This window comes from Bradyrhizobium sp. KBS0727, assembly GCF_005937885.2.
GTDB lineage: Bacteria > Pseudomonadota > Alphaproteobacteria > Rhizobiales > Xanthobacteraceae > Bradyrhizobium.
Genome location: NZ_CP042176.1, coordinates 2,636,666 through 2,653,385, shown reverse-complemented (window position 1 = coordinate 2,653,385; position 16,720 = coordinate 2,636,666). Strand labels below are relative to the sequence as shown.

The 16,720-nt window shown below is 56.9% G+C and carries 19 protein-coding genes; 10 read left to right on the top strand and 9 right to left on the bottom strand.

The genetic code is table 11. The features are described from left to right. Positions 1 to 2: 2 nt before the first annotated feature. The 4 genes from FFI89_RS11995 to FFI89_RS11980 form a co-directional block, all read right to left on the bottom strand. Positions 3 to 638, bottom strand: coding sequence for a hypothetical protein (locus tag FFI89_RS11995; RefSeq protein ID WP_138836747.1), 636 nt, complete (start codon positions 636 to 638; stop codon positions 3 to 5). Positions 639 to 1,047: 409 nt separating this feature from the next. Further along, a complete protein-coding gene (locus FFI89_RS11990; protein ID WP_138836745.1) occupies positions 1,048 to 1,383 on the bottom strand; it encodes a DUF5681 domain-containing protein in 336 nt (111 codons plus the stop codon). 14 nt (positions 1,384 to 1,397) lie between these two features. Then, positions 1,398 to 1,772 carry a DUF5681 domain-containing protein gene (locus FFI89_RS11985; protein ID WP_138836743.1) on the bottom strand — a complete coding sequence of 125 codons (375 nt, stop codon included), beginning with the start codon at positions 1,770 to 1,772 and terminating at the stop codon, positions 1,398 to 1,400. Next, positions 1,765 to 3,123: a DNA methyltransferase gene (locus FFI89_RS11980; RefSeq protein WP_246669425.1), complete on the bottom strand. Its 1,359-nt coding sequence runs from the start codon at positions 3,121 to 3,123 to the stop codon at positions 1,765 to 1,767. Before FFI89_RS11980 ends, FFI89_RS11985 begins: the two co-directional genes overlap by 8 nt. A 530-nt stretch (positions 3,124 to 3,653) precedes the next feature. On the opposite strand from FFI89_RS11980, the gene FFI89_RS11975 reads away from it, so the two are divergent. Genes FFI89_RS11975 through FFI89_RS11965 form a run of 3 tightly spaced genes read left to right on the top strand, consistent with a single transcriptional unit; the run spans position 3,654 to position 5,981 of the window. Beyond that, on the top strand, positions 3,654 to 4,004 hold the full coding sequence (locus FFI89_RS11975; RefSeq protein ID WP_246669424.1) for a DUF3489 domain-containing protein: 351 nt from the start codon (positions 3,654 to 3,656) through the stop codon (positions 4,002 to 4,004). After that, on the top strand, positions 4,001 to 4,489 hold the full coding sequence (locus FFI89_RS11970; protein WP_138836739.1) for a DUF2924 domain-containing protein: 489 nt from the start codon (positions 4,001 to 4,003) through the stop codon (positions 4,487 to 4,489). The genes FFI89_RS11975 and FFI89_RS11970 overlap by 4 nt, the downstream gene beginning before the upstream one ends. Then, positions 4,479 to 5,981: a recombinase family protein gene (locus FFI89_RS11965; RefSeq protein ID WP_138836737.1), complete on the top strand. Its 1,503-nt coding sequence runs from the start codon at positions 4,479 to 4,481 to the stop codon at positions 5,979 to 5,981. The genes FFI89_RS11970 and FFI89_RS11965 overlap by 11 nt, the downstream gene beginning before the upstream one ends. A gap of 817 nt (positions 5,982 to 6,798) precedes the next feature. Here FFI89_RS11965 and FFI89_RS11960 read toward each other — a convergent pair. The 4 genes from FFI89_RS11960 to FFI89_RS35165 all read right to left on the bottom strand — a co-directional run bounded on the left by FFI89_RS11960 (position 6,799) and on the right by FFI89_RS35165 (position 9,795). Then, positions 6,799 to 7,572, bottom strand: coding sequence for an enoyl-CoA hydratase-related protein (locus FFI89_RS11960; RefSeq protein ID WP_138836735.1), 774 nt, complete (start codon positions 7,570 to 7,572; stop codon positions 6,799 to 6,801). 61 nt (positions 7,573 to 7,633) lie between these two features. Next, entirely contained in the window at positions 7,634 to 7,819 is a 186-nt protein-coding gene (locus FFI89_RS11955) for a hypothetical protein (RefSeq protein ID WP_138836733.1), read from the bottom strand. Positions 7,820 to 7,969: 150 nt separating this feature from the next. Next, on the bottom strand, positions 7,970 to 9,298 hold the full coding sequence (locus FFI89_RS11950; protein ID WP_138836732.1) for an epoxide hydrolase family protein: 1,329 nt from the start codon (positions 9,296 to 9,298) through the stop codon (positions 7,970 to 7,972). Between the two features lie 362 nt (positions 9,299 to 9,660). Continuing rightward, positions 9,661 to 9,795, bottom strand: a complete 135-nt coding sequence (locus FFI89_RS35165) for a hypothetical protein (RefSeq protein ID WP_256379177.1) — start codon at positions 9,793 to 9,795, stop codon at positions 9,661 to 9,663. A gap of 515 nt (positions 9,796 to 10,310) precedes the next feature. Between FFI89_RS35165 and FFI89_RS11945 the strand changes: the two genes are divergently transcribed. The 3 genes from FFI89_RS11945 to FFI89_RS11935 are packed head-to-tail and all read left to right on the top strand — an operon-like array spanning position 10,311 to position 11,910. After that, positions 10,311 to 10,637, top strand: coding sequence for a hypothetical protein (locus tag FFI89_RS11945; protein ID WP_138836730.1), 327 nt, complete (start codon positions 10,311 to 10,313; stop codon positions 10,635 to 10,637). 42 nt (positions 10,638 to 10,679) lie between these two features. Beyond that, complete coding sequence (locus FFI89_RS11940; RefSeq protein ID WP_246669423.1) at positions 10,680 to 11,213, top strand: hypothetical protein; 534 nt, start codon at positions 10,680 to 10,682, stop codon at positions 11,211 to 11,213. Between the two features lie 49 nt (positions 11,214 to 11,262). Next, on the top strand, positions 11,263 to 11,910 hold the full coding sequence (locus FFI89_RS11935; RefSeq protein WP_246669496.1) for a VOC family protein: 648 nt from the start codon (positions 11,263 to 11,265) through the stop codon (positions 11,908 to 11,910). Between the two features lie 197 nt (positions 11,911 to 12,107). Here the strand turns inward: FFI89_RS11935 and FFI89_RS11930 are convergent, their stop codons facing one another. Continuing rightward, positions 12,108 to 13,013 (bottom strand): LysR family transcriptional regulator, encoded by a 906-nt coding sequence (locus FFI89_RS11930; protein ID WP_138836727.1) that lies wholly within the window; start codon positions 13,011 to 13,013, stop codon positions 12,108 to 12,110. Positions 13,014 to 13,116: 103 nt separating this feature from the next. On the opposite strand from FFI89_RS11930, the gene FFI89_RS11925 reads away from it, so the two are divergent. The 4 genes from FFI89_RS11925 to FFI89_RS11910 all read left to right on the top strand — a co-directional run bounded on the left by FFI89_RS11925 (position 13,117) and on the right by FFI89_RS11910 (position 16,249). After that, complete coding sequence (locus tag FFI89_RS11925) at positions 13,117 to 14,034, top strand: alpha/beta hydrolase (RefSeq protein ID WP_138836725.1); 918 nt, start codon at positions 13,117 to 13,119, stop codon at positions 14,032 to 14,034. A gap of 42 nt (positions 14,035 to 14,076) precedes the next feature. Continuing rightward, positions 14,077 to 14,919, top strand: a complete 843-nt coding sequence (locus FFI89_RS11920; RefSeq protein WP_138836723.1) for an MBL fold metallo-hydrolase — start codon at positions 14,077 to 14,079, stop codon at positions 14,917 to 14,919. Positions 14,920 to 14,988: 69 nt separating this feature from the next. After that, on the top strand, positions 14,989 to 15,909 hold the full coding sequence (locus FFI89_RS11915; RefSeq protein WP_210249104.1) for an SDR family oxidoreductase: 921 nt from the start codon (positions 14,989 to 14,991) through the stop codon (positions 15,907 to 15,909). Positions 15,910 to 15,961: 52 nt separating this feature from the next. Then, on the top strand, positions 15,962 to 16,249 hold the full coding sequence (locus FFI89_RS11910; protein WP_138836721.1) for a DUF1330 domain-containing protein: 288 nt from the start codon (positions 15,962 to 15,964) through the stop codon (positions 16,247 to 16,249). The last annotated feature ends 471 nt before the right edge of the window (positions 16,250 to 16,720 follow it).

Genomic DNA, 16,720 nt, shown 5'->3' with positions numbered 1-16,720 from the left:
AATCAATTTTGCCGGTGGAAAGGCGTGTCCACGACGAGCCGAGGCGTGTCCCTGACGAACGCTTCGGTACGCGGCGCATTCCAACCGCGGATTCGGTCGACCATGATATTGACGCCGAAGTCGAGCGGATCCACGCCCTTCGCTTCCGAGCGCATCATCGACTCCTTCGGAATGGACATCGGCGCATCGAAAGGCCCATCCGGATCTCTCAGCAGAATCACCATCCGCTCCGGCGTGACGAAGGCGCCGATGAGGAAATAATATCCTTGGTGAACAAGCGTCGCAGCGGGTTTCGACCAGTTGATTTTCTTTGCCGCTTCCAGGTCCGCCGGGGTCCATCGAAAGTCGCTCGCCGCTCGCGGCGTCTCCAGGAAATTCAGGAATTTCTCACCGGCGAGACGCTCGACCGATCTCCGCAGTTCAGCCATTGCGACGCCGATGAGTCGATGGTTTGGCCGACCTCCTGGCCACGCGTTTGCGCCCACCACTCTCGTCGAAACAGGTAGCAGCATCCGGCCATATTGATCGGCGATGTGAAGCAAGACATCGGCCCCATTGGGCACCGCCGTGATGATGAATTCGTGGTCGTTGTGCACGAATAGCAACGATGGGAAATCGTCGGATCGGTTGGGCGCCATCTCTTCTCGTCTCCGGCGTCATTAGCCTGGCACCTTGGCTGCGCCGGATGGCAACAGACCCGAAGCGCCGCTGCGGGCGAAGCGACTTGGTCTGAAATCGTGGCTCGTCGCACTCCGGTTCTTGCCTTCCAAATCGGTTTGCCGAGCGCAGCCGCCGGAGCGGCTTGAATTCCAGAGGATCGGGGACTGTACTGGATGCCGCTGATCGCACGTTGATCTCGGAACTGAAATCCAGTTCGGATGCCTCCCCCATCGGCCTTATCGCCCACGACGCTGAAAGTCTGCAAATGGGCACTTAGCCGATGTGGCGGGTTGGTTGAATGTCCGCTTTGCGCGCCAGAACCGGCCGTTCCATAACCGCTCATTACCCGAATAGCCTCATTCCCAATGCGTTCCATTCAGGTATCGCTCAGAGCCTCGCATCGGCTTCGGTGATGTAAAACGTAATAGGATCACCGGGAAGCAAGTCGCCAGGAAATTGCCTTCGAAGTTGGTCGAGCAGGCGCGCAGCACTAGTGTCCTTGCCAAGCGCCATGTTGTAGATCTGATGTACAAAAGCATCCCAACGCGACATTCTGCGTTGAGTACCGCCGACGTCGATTGTGACCAGCTCGTTGGCGACTTTTCGGAACTGAGATCCTATCGAAACTTCCGGCAGGGTTTTTCTTGGTCGACCCTTTCGATTACCCGAGTTTCCTTTTTTGAACTGAGTGCTTTTTGGAGGGTTCCGGTATCCCGTGTTCATGCTTTTCTTCAGCCTCAGCTTGATTTTCGACTGGCCAGTTTTTTGTCTGGCACAATGATGAATCTCGTCTCGCCAGGAGACTCGCTTTCCAGTCCGAAATATTTCTTGGCCATGCTGGCGATGAGTCTGGCGTCAGAAAGACTCCCTTTGATTGCTTTGTTGAACAACTGCCGAAAGTATACCTCTCCTTTTTGTATACGTTTTTCCTTGCCATCGATCTTGACGGTGATTTCTTCGTTGTCGATTGACTGCAGAATTTTTCCGGGATCTAGCTTCTGGGCAATTTTTCTCGGCTTTCCGCTTGGATTTCCGGATTGTCCCTTTTTGAAGCGGGTCGCGACGGGAGGCTTTCCGTATCCGACTTCGAAGTCGTTCTTTTGATCATTCATCGCCCCGCTCCGCTTTTGCTTCGATGTCGCGAAAGAGCATGCCGTCTGACACCCGGACCGCATCGCGGCCAGTCAAATTCTGCCAGCGGCGGATTGCCGTATCTACATAAAGCGGATCAAGCTCAATCCCGCGACAGATGCGGCCCGTGCGTTCGGCTGCGAGCAACGTCGTGCCGCTTCCAAGAAAGCTATCGATGACGATATCGCCGCGGTTCGAGCAATCAAGCAGCGCATCCATTACCATCTGGACAGGCTTGACCGTCGGGTGCAGCTCCAGCACATTGTTGCCCTTGCGCGCCTCAGTGCCGGCGCTGTCATACTGCCAGACATTGGTGCGGTTGCGGCCGTTCTTGCCGAGTTCGACATTGTTGGTGTGTGGTCCAATACCGGACTTGAAGACGCAGATCAGTTCATGCTGAGAGCGATAGAGCGATCCCATACCGGCCGCGCTCTTGACCCAGGCCACGATGTTCTTCAGTTCCGTATAGACTTCGCGACCGGCGACGAGAAGTTCATCAAGGTGCTTCCAATCCATGCACACGAAATGGATCGCGCCGTTTTTGCTGTAGTTTTTGAGGAGACTACAACTGCCGGTCAGAAAGCGAACAAACTCTTCTCGGCTGAGCTCGCCGGCTCCTTGCGCAAACTCGCGATGACGTATCTTTCCATTGCCGGAAACGTGGCCATCGATGCGAACATTGTAAGGCGGGTCAATGAACACGACGTCAGCGCGTTCTTCCTCCATCAGTTTCTCAAACGCACCCTCAGATGTAGCATCTCCGCAATGGACGTGATGGCCTCCGAGTTCCCAGACGTCGCCGACCTGGCAAACCGGCACCCCCGTCTCCGAGCTGCCATCGCCGCTATCTTCGACAGTCACCTCACTCAATTTTTGGATCGACAAGTCGATCTCGGACAAGCTGAAGCCGGTGATCGACAGATCAAAGTCCGGGTCGAGTACTTTCAACTCGAGCAGACTTTCACCAAGCAGCCTCTCATCCCAATGAGCATGCTGCGCTAACCGGTTGTCAGCAAGCCGAAGTGCCTTCAGCTGAGCCTGTGACAGATGCCGAATCTCGACAACCGGTATGCGCGGCATCCTGAGCTTTTTGGCTGCCAAAACTCGTCCATGACCGACAACCACATGGCCCTTTCCGTCGACCACCACTGGCATCACGAAACCGAACTCCTGGATGGAGTCAGCGAGCTGATTGATCTGACGCTGGGAATGCTGTCGCGGGTTGCGGGCATCCAGGACGAGACCCGCCACCGCCCGATACTCAATTTGGATCTCGACTAAACCGGCGTTTGTCGCCGCATTCAATTCATTGGCCATCACCGTACCTTTCATCTGGTTTCGCGAACCCCCGGCATGCTCGCCGGGAAACTCAGTCTTGTGCTGGCCGGGTAAACTCGGTTTTATCGCTTCAAGCGAAATCTGTATTATTCAATGATTTCAATTGCTTATTTCGTTAATTTTTCGTGACGGGCCGATTGTTACGCCCGTTGAGGAGCCCCCAAATCGCGCGCGCAACCCGAATCATCGGGGTTCCGTCCAAGATCAAAAATCAACACTTGTTATCGGGACAATGCCCGGTCCGAGAACGCTGAACGAGAGAGCAAGAAGATTGCTCCGAATTCGCTCGACTTCAGCGGCAACCAGAGCGTCACTGTCCTCGTTACTTTGGAGGAAGAGATGACCAGACTTTGGAGGAAGATGGTGACGCTGCCGGCGAAGCCGGCCGCCTTCACGATGCCGCTTCGCTGCTGAACAGGCTCTCGCAGGACTAAAAAATCTCGTTCGGTCAGTCTCGCCCGGCCAAAAAGCCGGGCTCGTGTCAGTGGCAGCACATTGCTGTCGTTGCAACGATGGAGAGACCGATGGCCACCCGCAAACCTAAGCTGAAATCGAAATTCGCAAAGCGCCCGACGAGCCGACCGGGCACTGCAAAAACGAACCAACCCGCGAGGCTGAAGCCGGCGAAGACGGCTGCCTCAAAGGCTACGGCGGCCCCTGCCCGCTCTTCCAAACAGGAAACGGTGCTGGGCCTGCTCCGCCAGCCCAAAGGCGCGACGATCGATGCGATCATGAGCGCGACGAACTGGCAGCAGCACTCCGTCCGAGGGTTCTTTGCTGGCGTGATTAAGAGAAAGCTGAAGCTGAATTTGGTGTCGGAGAAGGTGGACGGCACCCGGGTCTACCGGATCGCCAAGCCGGGAGCGGCAGCGTGAGGTCTGGCCAGCAACCGTCCAAGTCCGATCCATCGGTTGAGGAGGAGTTGGATCGGCTCGTAGCCCTTCCCGTCGCCCAGCTCCGCACACGCTACCGGGAGATATTCCGGACCGAGCCTCCCAAGGCCTTCGGTCCGGACTTGCTCCGCCGCAGCATCGCCCAACGTATCCAGGAAAAAGCCTATGGCGGCCTTCCGGCTGCCACTCGGCGACTTTTGGACCAGCTTGTGAAGGCTGCCGCCGCCAAACCCAATGGGCGTCTGGAATTGCCCCGGCGTATCAAGCCCGGTTCCGAGTTGGTGCGGACTTGGAATCGAAAGACCTATCGTGTCGCGGTCCTCCAAACCGGGTTCGCCTACGACGGTAAAACCTTCGATACCCTCTCAGAGATCGCCACCAAAATCACCGGGACGAGATGGAATGGTCCTCGGTTCTTTGGATTGAGGCCGTCGAAGTCTGACAATGGAGACGACCTTGGCAAATGACGCCTCCAAAACACTCCGGTGTGCCATCTACACCCGCAAGTCCACCGAACATGGACTCGACCAGGAGTTCAACTCGCTGGACGCCCAGCGGGAGGCCTGTGAGGCCTATATTAAGAGCCAGGCTTTTCAGAGTTGGAAGGCCCTCCCCCAGCAATACAACGACCCGGCATTCTCGGGCGGTAATCTCGACCGCCCTGCTTTGAAGAGGCTTCTGGCGGATATCGAATCCGGCAAGGTCGACGTGATCGTGGTCTACAAAATCGACCGCCTCACCCGCTCGCTCGCCGACTTCGCAAAGCTGGTCGAGGCCTTTGACGCCAAATCCGTCTCGTTTGTCGCCGTCACCCAACAATTCAATACCACCACATCGATGGGTCGGTTGACTCTGAACGTCCTGCTCTCATTTGCCCAATTCGAGAGAGAGTTGTCAGCCGAGCGGGTTCGAGACAAGGTCGCCGCCAGCCGCCGCAAAGGCAAATGGACCGGCGGCACCGTGCCGCTTGGTTACGAGGCCAAGGATAAGAGGCTAGTCATCAGCAAATCCGAGGCCGAGACCGTCCGGATGATTTTTCGTCTTTACCTGGAGCTAGGGTCGTTCAGCAGGCTCGTCGGCGAACTTGACCGCCGAAAGATCGTCACCAAGCGTCGCAATACCAAAGTTCCGAAATATCGAGGCGGCATTCCGTTCACTTATGGTCCTCTCGCCCACTTCCTCAAGAACCGTATCTACGTCGGGGAGACTCATCACGCCGGCAAATGGTTCAAGGGAGAGCATCCAGCGATCATGGACCGCCCTACATTCGATCGTGTTCAGGAATTGCTCAAGTCCAACACCGTGAAACGCAAGGTCAAGTTCTCGGCGAGCGGTGCTTGGTTGCAAGGCAAGCTGTTCGACGACAAGGGCAACCGCATGGGGCCGAGCTTCTCCTGCAAGAACGGCGTTCGCTATCGCTTCTACGTCAGCACCGCAATGCGTGGTCGAAGGCACACGGCCGGCTCCGTCACACGAATCTCGGCGCCGGAGATTGAAAGCCTTGTCGAGGACGCGCTTAACGGAAAGCTTCAGTTGCCCAAAGATAGAGTCCTTGAACATGTCCAAACGATCACCGTGTCGGATGGACGAATTCGGTTGGTCCTGGCACCCTCGAAGGGGAAACGGGGTTCGATTGAGATCCCTTGGGCACCAAAGGCAAAGGGCAGCGCGCATGTGATTGCCGCGCCAGAGGCAAAATTGGACGAGAAGCTAGTTAGGTCCATTGTCCGGGCTCATGCCTGGCTCGACGATTTGTCCGGCGGACGTCATACCTCGATCGAAGCTCTTGCCGCAGCGGCGGATCTCCATCCGAAGATCATCCGGAAAGGATTGCGGCTTGCTTTTCTGCCGCCAGCGCTGACCAAAGCTGCCCTCGACGGCGATGCGATTATCGAGCTGAAGCAGATCCCGAAACTACTTCCCCTGTCATGGTCGGACCAGCACCGATTAGTCAGCTGAATTCCGCTCCCAACTTGAACATGCGTCTGACTGATAAGCTCGCGCCCCTGCTTGTGGGATTGCCCTGACGCTGAACACCTCCGGCCATTTAATTTGAGGGCCCAACGCCCGCGGAAACATACTCGCCACTAGTGCAGGCGACAGATTCCCAGTTTCGTCCACTCGAGGCCACAGAACCGGCCTGGGCAGAGTGCCATGGTCGGGCGGCAGTGCTGATCAAACCGGTCTCCGCCCATAGTCTCCCCAAAACGGGAATATTCCCGGACAAGGCCGGAGACTTTCGGCGATTTCCCCCTCAAGATCGGCGAATCCGGAGTCCGGAGACGAAGTCGAATGCGCGAAAAGCCGGGATTTCCGGCGCATTCTCGCGTTTCCTGGGGAGCCCGGCCTAACGCCGGAATGGCTGGCTGGCGACGCAGTGCAGATCGCACCGGTCTCCCAGCTAATTCCCTGCTAACAGGGAATTTTTCAGGGAAAATTACAATTTTGAGGCTCGATTGCGACCCTTAAACTGAGAAAACCGCTGCACCGCAGCCACGTTCAGACGATTTCCCTAAGCGGCTTAACAGGGAAATTATCAGGACGAGCAGGGATCTGCGGGGAGTTAACAGGCAATTGGATCGCCGCCGGTCTTCCAGAACGCGCCAGCCTATTGGGCTTCCACCGCAGGAGAAAAAAACTGCCCATACGGGAAGGCCGACCAGCAGCCGGCGGTAGGAATCCAGCGGGTACCGATCTAGGCCGCCAGTTTGGGGATCTTGCGTTTCAGTTGTCGGCCCGAAGTGGCGGCCAGAACCTTCCCTGTAATTTCGCGATCTTATCCCGCAACCTTCGAGAAATCGGGCTTGCGGCGTTCGGCAAACGCCGCGAAGGCCTCGCGCGCTTCGCCGGTCTGCAGGCGCTCGCGAAACAATGCGCCTTCTCGGCTGATCTGGGCGGCGATCTTGTCCATATCCCGCATCAATGCCTTGGTGTGGTTTAGCGAGCCAGCCGGCCGTTTGGTGAGGGCTTCGGCCGCTGCCTGCGCCTTGGCGCGCAAATCTGCGACCGGCACCACAGCGTTGGCGAGACCGCAGGCCAATGCGGTAGCGGCATCGAGCGGTTCTCCCAATGCAAACATGGCGTAGGCGCGGACATGTCCGATCCGCGCCGGCAGCAGCCAGCTCGAGGCGGCCTCCGGAACCAGCGCCAGGTTGACGAACGGCGTCATCAGCTTGGCGGTGTCGGCCAGGAACACCAGATCGCAATGAAGCAGCATCGTGGTGCCGACTCCGACTGCGTTGCCTTGCACGGCGGCAATGAGCGGACGGGTGGCCTTGCCGAGATTGCTTATGAACCGATGCGCCTGCGGCTCGCCGGTCTCCTTGCCGTTGGCCTGGGCAGAGAAATCGGCCAGGTCATTTCCAGCCGTAAAGCTGTCACCGTCGCCCCGGAACAGAACGACGCGGACAGCCGGATCTTTCTCCGCGCGCTCCAAACCATCCGACATCGCGCTATACATGGCGTTGCTCAGGGCATTCTTCTTGTCGGGGCGCGCCAGCGTCAATGTCATGATGCCGGCGTCGATTTCGGTTTTCACATGTTCAGTCATGATCGCTCGTCTCCTTACAGTTTTTGTTCGGTCGCCGGGTTCCAGATGCCGTCGACGGCTTTCACCTGGCGGATTGACCGCTTAGAGCCTGCCGGCCGGCTCCAAGAATTTCATCGGACAGCTTGTTATCGCCGACCGCCCGTGCGAGCATGATCGAGCCCATCAAGGTTGTGAGCGCGCCTGTTGCGATCTGGCGCGCCAGCTTTTGCGATTTCCCCGGCAACAACCCGGCGATCACGCCGATCATTTCGTCAAGCTTCCTCGCAAACACGCCGCGCGCCTTCCGATCAAGGTGTGCGCTTTCCTAGATTTCGCAGCTCCGAGGCTCAAGCGAATATTCGCGGAGTAGCTGCCAACGCATCCTGCGGAAGCGTCGAGCGGCTTCTTCTTGGATACTTCAATAGGCCTGCCGAAGTGGCCTGAAAGCAAGGCGGAGTTCTTCCGCGAATGCTTTCGGCTGCTCCCAAGCGGCGAAGTGGCCACCCTTTCCCAACCTGTTGTAGTGGATCAGCTTCGAATATGCCTTCTCCGCCCAACTCCGCGGAGCTTGGTAGATCTCGTCCGGAAACGCGCTTACGGCTACGGGGATCTTGACACCGCGGACATCGAAGAAACCTGCGCCGGTCGAGATTTGCGATGTGTCCCAATAAAGTCGTGCCGAAGAGACGGCGGTATTCGTCAGCCAGTAGAGCGTCACATTGTCCAGGATGTCGTCCCGCGTCAGGCCCTCCGCGCTGCCGTCGAAAACGCGCGCAATGAGCTGGTAACTGCGAATGTCATGGTCGATCATCCACGCGGCGAGCCCAACGGGGGAGTCGGCGATGCCGTACAGCGTCTGGGGGCGATTCGACATTTCGAGCGCGTATGCTACCCCCTTGCCGTAGAACTCGACCAGTTGATTCCAGGCCTTTCTTTCCTCACCGCCCAAGTTTGCGGGAGGCGCCTGGTGAAACGCAATGGCTTTAGAGATATCGGCAGGAACCGTCGCCGCCATGTTGGTGTGGATGCCGAGCAATCCTTCCGGCTGCTGCAGCGCCATCACTTCGGAGATGGCATTTCCCCAATCACCGCCCTGCGCCACGTAATTCTTGTAACCGAGGCGGTGCATCAATGTCGCCCACGCGTGCCCGATGGTAATGGGGGTCCAGCCAGGCGCGGTCGGCTTGCCCGAAAAGCCATGGCCCGGCAGAGACGGAATCACCACGTGGAAAGCGTCGGCGGCGCTACCGCCGTGAGCGGTTGGATTGGTGAGGGGTTCAATGATCTTCATCTGCTCAATGATCGAGCCTGGCCATCCATGCGTGATGATGATCGGCAAGGCATATTCGTGCTTCGAGCGAACGTGGATGAAATGAATGTCCAGGCCGTCTATGCTGGTGATGAACTGAGGTAAAGCGTTGAGCCGTGCTTCAACTTTGCGCCAGTCGTACTCGGTCGCCCAATACTGCGCGAGCTTCTGCGTTGTCACTAGCTGAACGCCTTGGGACGCATCGGAGACCGTTTCGCGGTCCGGCCACCGCGTGGCCAGCACACGCTGGCGTAAGTCGGCAAGCTGTTCCTCCGGAACGCTGACGCGGAAGGGACGGATGCCTTCATCGATTGTTGCGGCAGTCAGGCGTGTCGGAAGCAGGCTTGCTACACCCCCCACCACAACACCGAGCGCAGCCGCACTCAATAACCTGCGCCGGTCCTCGTTGATTATTTCAGTGGTCAGTGGGCTTGTCATGAGAGGCTCCTATTTTTCTAGAGGGCGTGAATTTTAATTTGCAAACTAGCCGAGCGCATGCGCTTAGCGTTCGATGCTCGATTTCGATGGAGATCGTACCCGGCAGCCGGGTTCGTCTACATTGCCGCCTGCCGCTTAGGTCGCTGCTTCGGAAATTACTCCCGCCCCGCTTGATCGGTATCGGTCGACGTTGTGGTATGCGACCTGATCTGGTCGACGAACGAACCGATCAGCACCGATAAAAGGCCGAGGCACTCCATAGCGTTCTCAAGGTCTGTAAAATTCATCGTCTTCCCCTTTTCACAGGATTTTACAACGTGATCGGAAGCAGCTGACGACTCTGCTTCAGGCGCACAACCTTTTCAGCAAACCTGCTCCGGAATCATCCAGACTGAAATCGTCTGCCACGTACCGTCTGAGTTGCGCTGATAAGCGACAAAATCGGCGTCTTCGTCGAGCACCAGTGTGTGGCGATAAGAATTTATTTCCGTTTTCATTGAACTTCTCCCGATGTGTTGGCGTACCGTCGTCGAATGAGATGGAGAATCTTTTTCGGTTTGCACCTCACGAATATTGGAAGCCACCCTTCCGAACTCTGAAAGCCTTGGTGTCCTCGGATCTCATCACGGATCGGTGTCCGACAGCGATAACTTGCCGCCCCCGGAATGTAGCTAAATGTTTCCGCGTTTTGGAAGGATGCCTTTCAATCATTGCGACTGTTGATGCGCGCGGTCTGCTCTATCTCTATCCGACACGCCGCAGAGCGCGGCATAAGCCACAGGAGGCGACGATGGGTGAAGTTATCCGTTTCATTTCGAAGGCCGAACGCGAGCGACTCCGAATGATCCGAGACGCTCGGGCAATATACGAGGGCGTTTTTCCGCCCGCCGACACTGTCGCCGAAGCGCTCGGGCGTACGCCCAACGCCGCAGATGCTGACGGTCTTCGTGCCGATCTTCTTCCCTAATCGAGGCGCCGTCGAAGTTTCAACGCAAGTCCAAAGGAGATCACTATGTCGATCCGTAACATTCTCTTCGCTACTGCCCTAGCAGTAGCCCCGCTGGGGGTAGCCAGTGCCGATGGTCTGCGTCAAATTGAAGCCAAGAGCATAGTCCTCGGAGACGTCTCGGGCGTTGCTTATTACACGGTCGAGCCGGATGGATTTCATGTCGTCACAACCCTCGCGCAAGGTGAGGCAGGAACGCCTCTGCGCGTCGTGTCTGTTCTTGCGCGGCGCCAACGAGTTGTTCTCTCGACAACAAACCAAGCAAGCGGGCTGGAAATAAGCCGGCAGGGTGACAGAGTATTCGTCCGCAGGGCTAACGGTGCGTCGGATTGACTCTTTCAACCAATATCAATTGTGAAAATAAGGAAGCCAACCATGTCGACGATCCATCTCCATCGAACGACCACTGCGACGCCCGAACAGTTCATCGCCGGACTCATCGATTTCGGACCTGGCCGCGCGACGCTTTTCGGCAATAGCGCGGACGAATATCTCAAAGTGCATCACAAGGGCCTATGGCACGCAGACGTGACCGAGGGCTCATCCGGAATTTGGGAGCGCTTGGACTACGATTGGTCGGATTCCAGCCGGGTCGTACTCAAGACCACTGACTCCAACGTATGGGGAGGAGCATCAGGTCACACGTACACTTTCACACGCCAGCCAAACGGCACTACCGACATTGATCTCGTAGTCGTGCGCGATGGCAAGAATCTCAAGGGTTGGGTCCTAGGCTTCGTACTAGGCACCATCGGTCGGCGCGTGCTGGAAACGGCGTTTGAGAAATCAGTGAAGGCGATCGAGGGACGAGACAGTTCGGTCAAAACCGTTCGGAATGGAGATGACGTGTTTTCAGCTCAGCGGGGACCTTCTTTAACTGTGGTGCCCCGGGATAAGCGCGCATCCTGATCGAAAGAAATAATGCTAAGTGAGAAGAAATGCGGATTTGAACATGGCGATGATGGAACAAGGCGGAGTTGCAATAAAGTGGCCGCGAGCGCAGAACGTCAATTTTAGATTGGAAGCCACCGTGATCCCGGTGTCGAATGTCGATGCTGCAAAGTCCTTCTATAGCGGCGTCGGCTGGAGGCTCGACGCGGATTTTGTCGTCGGAGAGTCATTTCGAGTCGTACAATTTACACCGACTGGCTCATCGGCCTCGATCCACTTTGGCAAAGGCCTCACGGCCGCTGCCCCCGGCTCGGCACAAGGGCTCTATTTGGTTGTTGACGACATTGAGGCCGCACGCTCCGAACTTATCGAGCGCGGCGCAAACGTAAGCGACGTATTTCATCGTGCCGGTCCGGGACAGCCGCCTGTCAGCGGGCGCGATCCTGCGGGAAGAAGCTACGCATCCATCGCCTCGTTCAGCGACCCGGACGGCAATGGCTGGCTGCTTCAGGAAGTTACCACTCGATTGCCAGGACGGGTCGAAGCAGGAGATGCGACATATTCCTCACCGGCTGACCTTGCCGGAGCGCTTCGCCGCGCGGCGGCCGCCCATGGCGAGCATGAGAAGCGAACCGGAGCACATGACGATAACTGGCCGGCTTGGTACGCTGAATATATGGTGGCTGAGCAGTCCGGGCATAAACTGCCAAAATAGGTCCGCAATCAGTCTTCCATTGAAGTTCGCTTCACGATTTTATTGGCCCCATAATTGCCATCGCGGCTTCGCCGGTTTGCCGACGCTCTCGAGTTGATCGAGCAGACACTTCTTCTGCTTCCCGGCCCGGGACGTTCCGAGCATCGCTACCTGGAACTATCCGGACCACGCACTTTGATAGGTTGGTCGGCAGCGGACTATGTATGCTTGTAACCTAGCCGCTTCCTCAATCGCGGGATCGCAAAGTCCAAGAACGCGCGTAACTTCAACGGGAGTTGGCGTTGGCTCGAATAAACTACGCTGACCGGCATAGGTAGCGGTTCATATGACTCGAGCAGCTTCACTACAGAGCGTGATTTTAGCAGATCCTCGATCAGGTACGACAATACGCGAGCGATTCCCGTTCCCTCGGCAGCTGCGGCGGCTTCCGCCTCGCCTAAATTCACTGCCAGGCGAGATTTCACTCGGATGGTCTGCTTGGCTTTGCCGGTTTCGAACTCCCAATTGTTTGAATGTCCACTACCTTCGTGGATAACGCACTCGTGCGCTGCGAGATCAGCGGGCGTCTGCGGTACGCCTCGCCTCTTAAGGTAAGCCGGGCTGGCACACAGAACCATACCGATCGATCCGACGCGCGTAGCGATCATGCTACTGTCCGGCAGTTCCCCCACCCGGACCGCGAGGTCGATGTGCTCTTCCACCAGGTTCACGTATCGATCGGTGAGCTGCAGGCGTATCCGAACGTCCGGAAACGCGCTCAGAAATTCTGCTATGACCGGTAGAACGTGACTTCGCCCCATCACCGCCGGCGTGCTGACGATCAGTTCGCCCTGAGGTGCTCGATATTCCCCTGATGCCGTACGCTCGACTTCAGAGATCTCCTCCATGATCCGACGGCACGAGGTGACGTAGGCGCTCCCGGCATCGGTCAAAACTAGTTTGCGGTTGCCACGGTGAAGCAGGCGCACATTCAGGTGCTCCTCCAGTTCCGAAACTCGTCGGCTAACCGTTGCGAGCGGGACACGGAGGTGACGGCTCGCAGCGGAGAGACTGCCCGTATCCACCGCAGCTATCAGAATGGTCATCGCCTCGATGCGGTCCATAGCCTTCCACACGTGAGAGGATCTCTCCCATATTTACCAGCTATTGCTCAAATTTGAAAGGGGCCAAAATCAATCTCGACACGCCGCAATGAGGATCACAACGATGAAAGCTATCCAGACGACTGGGTTTCATAAGCATGATGTTCGTTTCCCGGCTGAAGGGGGGATCGAGATTTCAGCATGGCTTTTCGTGCCGGAGGGCCATAGCGCACAGCTGCCAGCAATCACGATGGCCCATGGTTATGCCGGAACGAAATATCACGGCCTTGAGCGCCTTGCTGAGGCATTTGCCAGCGCCGGCTTTGTGGTGCTGCTGCACGACCATCGCAATTTTGGCGACAGCGCTGGCGAACCCAGACAAGACATCAATCCCTGGCAACAAATCAGCGATTGGCGCCGCGCGATCTCCTATCTCCAACAGCGGCCCGAGGTTGACGAGAATCGCATCGGACTTTGGGGAACGAGTTATGCAGGAGGACATGCCATTGTTCTTGGAGCGACCGACAGAAGGCTCAAGGCCGTAGCCGCGCAGGTTCCAACGATCGATGGCTACGCCAACGGACTACGGCGTGTCGCGCCGGAAGCCGTCGCAGGTCTCGAAGCTCGGTTCGCGGCCGACGAGCACGCTCAGCTTCGAGGCGAGCCGCCCGCGAGACAGACGATCGTCAGCGCGGATACCACTAGGCCTGCCGCCTATTACGCGCCGGACGCTGTCGACTTCTACCTTCAGCCTGTTCCAGAGGGCGCGTGGGAGAACACTGTGACAATCCGCTCTACACGATGGGCGCGGATGTACGCTCCCGGCGATTTCGTCGAGCGTGTGTCGCCGACACCGCTTCTCATGGTGATTGCAACGCACGACCATATTGCAGTCACCGACCTCGCGCTCAAAGCGTATGAGCGCGCACTGGAGCCGAAGCGGCTCGTGACAATCAAAGGTGGACACTTCGACCCTTACGTCCGCGAATTCAAAGCAGCCTCCCAGGCCGCAATTGACTGGTTCCAGACGCATCTTGGATGACCGAATTTACAAAGCTGCTTATCAGAGAGGAAGGAATACGCCATGTCTAGGCTAAATTGGAAACTGCTGACCAAGAAACGTAACAGCTCGACTCAAGGATTGCCTGCTGGAAAAGAGGCTCTCACCTGGGTGACCAACACCGTCACGCTTATCTATGGCGAACACGATGCCGTCCTGGTCGATACGTTTCTCTCCGAACAACATTCCAAGGAGCTCGTGGAATGGATTGCCGCCAGTGGCAAGAATCTCACGACAATTTACGTAACCCATGCTCATGGTGATCACTTCTTCGGCCTGAAGATGCTACTGGATAAGTTTCCGAGCGCAAAAGCTATTGCTACTGCCCCAGCCGTCGCCGCCATTCAAGACCAGATCAAGCCCGAGTTCATGAAGTCTTTCTGGGAGCCGCGCTTTCCTGGCCAGATCCCAACGGAGCTGACAGCACCGCAAGTCCTCGAAGGTGACACCTTTTACCTTGAAGGAAAGGAACTGAAGGTTATCCAGCTTGGCCATACTGACACATCGAACACGACTGCGCTCTATATCCCTTCTATCGCGCTGGTGATATCTGGGGACGGCGTCTACAATGACACCCACCTTTACCTTGCAGAGTCCGACGAGAACGCTCGCAGTGAATGGCTTCATGCGCTCGACACGATCGATGCGTTGCATCCGCAAGCTGTAGTGGCCGGCCATGGTGTGCTGAACCCAGATAGCTCCCCGCGCCACATCGAGCAAACGCGCCGTTACATCCTCGACTTCAACGCCAGCATCAAAGCATCGTCTACCCATCTAGAACTCTACGAAAAGATGCTCTCCATTTATCCGGATCGGGTGAATCCCGGTTCGCTTTGGGCAGCTGCGAAAGCAGCGAAGCCTCTATAGCCGGTTTCGCATTTTCTCGAGCTGCTTTCGCACAGCCTCAGGAACGCATTTGCAACAAGGAGACTCGACGTGCCCAACATCATCGAATCCACATTAAGAAGGCAGCGCATTGCTGTAGCAGGTGCAACGGGCCGCGTCGGTTCGGCCCTGACCAGCCTCCTCGCTTCCGATCCGGTCGATATAACTGTGCTCACCCGCCGACCCGATGCGGTACAAGCAGCCCGGAGCATCAGCGTTGCCCCGGTCGACTTTGATCAGCCGCACACTCTTCAGGACGCACTTCGTGGTGCCGATCGCTTGTTTATCTCGCATGGCACGTCGCCACAGCAAGTGGCCAACGAACTCGCCTTGATTGACGCCGCCGTTGCTGCGGGGGTACGCCATATTGTCAAGCTTTCGGCCTTGGGACCGGCATCTCGCCTAAATCCGTTTGCCTGGCACATGCAGATCGAGGCGCATTTGGCCAAGCAAGCGGTTGCATCGACCGTCTTGCGGCCCTCCGCATACATAGACATTCTCCGGCGCTCGGCAAGCCAAATCGCCGCCGGTTCTTGGCTGGGCGCAGCAGGCGGCGGTCGCGTGAACTTTATTGATACGCGCGATATTGCCGACGTAGCGCGCGTTGCGTTGCTTGAAGACTTCAGCGAAGACTCGCAACGCGCCTATCATCTGACAGGGCCACGAGCTTGGACCATGTTGGAGATTGCTGAACAACTGTCGCTTCTGCTCGATTATCCTGTCGTCTATCACCATCAATCTATCGCAGAACAGCGAGCCACCCTGTTAGCTGGCGGGCTTTCGCCATTCGTCGTCGATTTGCTGGTCGGGTTGGATCAGGTCTTCAGTGAATCTGTCCTTGGCGAAACAACGTCGACAGTCGAGGAGCTAACCGGCCAGCCCCCGCGGGCACTACCTCAATGGCTTGTTGAAAATATCGATATGTTCCGAAACTCAATGAAGCAGGCACAGGCTGCGCCAAAGGCGAGCTAATAATGGAGCAGATAACAGACTAAAGGGGCGTCGGCGAAATAGGGAGTGTCAAATGAAAGCTTACCTGATTGTAACATTGACTGTTCATGACGACGCGATGTTTGTAGAATATCGAAAGAAAGTTGGAGACACGGCCAAACCATTTGGCGGTGAGTTCCTTGCCGCTGGTGGCAAGGCGACCGTGCTCGAAGGTCACTGGGAGCATCCCAGCACTGTGATCGTTGAATTTCCCTCGCGAGAGTCCGCTGAGAGCTGGTATGAATCTGCCGCCTACCAAGACATTATTGATCTCAGGCGTAAGAGTTCGAAGGGCTGTCTTACTATTCTGGATGGGATCTGACAGCACATCAACGATATTGTTGAGACATCGAAAGCTCTACCGAAGAATTCTTCCCATTATGCCACTCGGTGGCCCCGAGTGCTAAGCGGAGCTGCGAAATCGTAGAGCACTCTGTAGACGATGTACGCGCCACCCCAGCGGCAGTCCGGAGTAGGATCCTCTTTATCTATCAAGGCATGAACCTGGCCTGCCGCAACGCGGCCGTCTAAGGCGCGTTCCAAGCCGATCGCTCACAGATCATGAGCGGATACGAAACAGCGATTTTCAGTCCGATCTGACCAAAGTGGGCATCCACCGGAACGACGAACTAGTAATCCTACTCCAGATCATATGGCCAGGCCATACAGAACGAGGAGCGGTTCACAAGTCAATCGCTGATCACTTTACTAAATCGCCGGACGCCGGAACCGACGATGTCTTCATCACCCTTGCCGAGCTCCAAACCCACGCCCCCTTTCTGTCCGCTCCTAG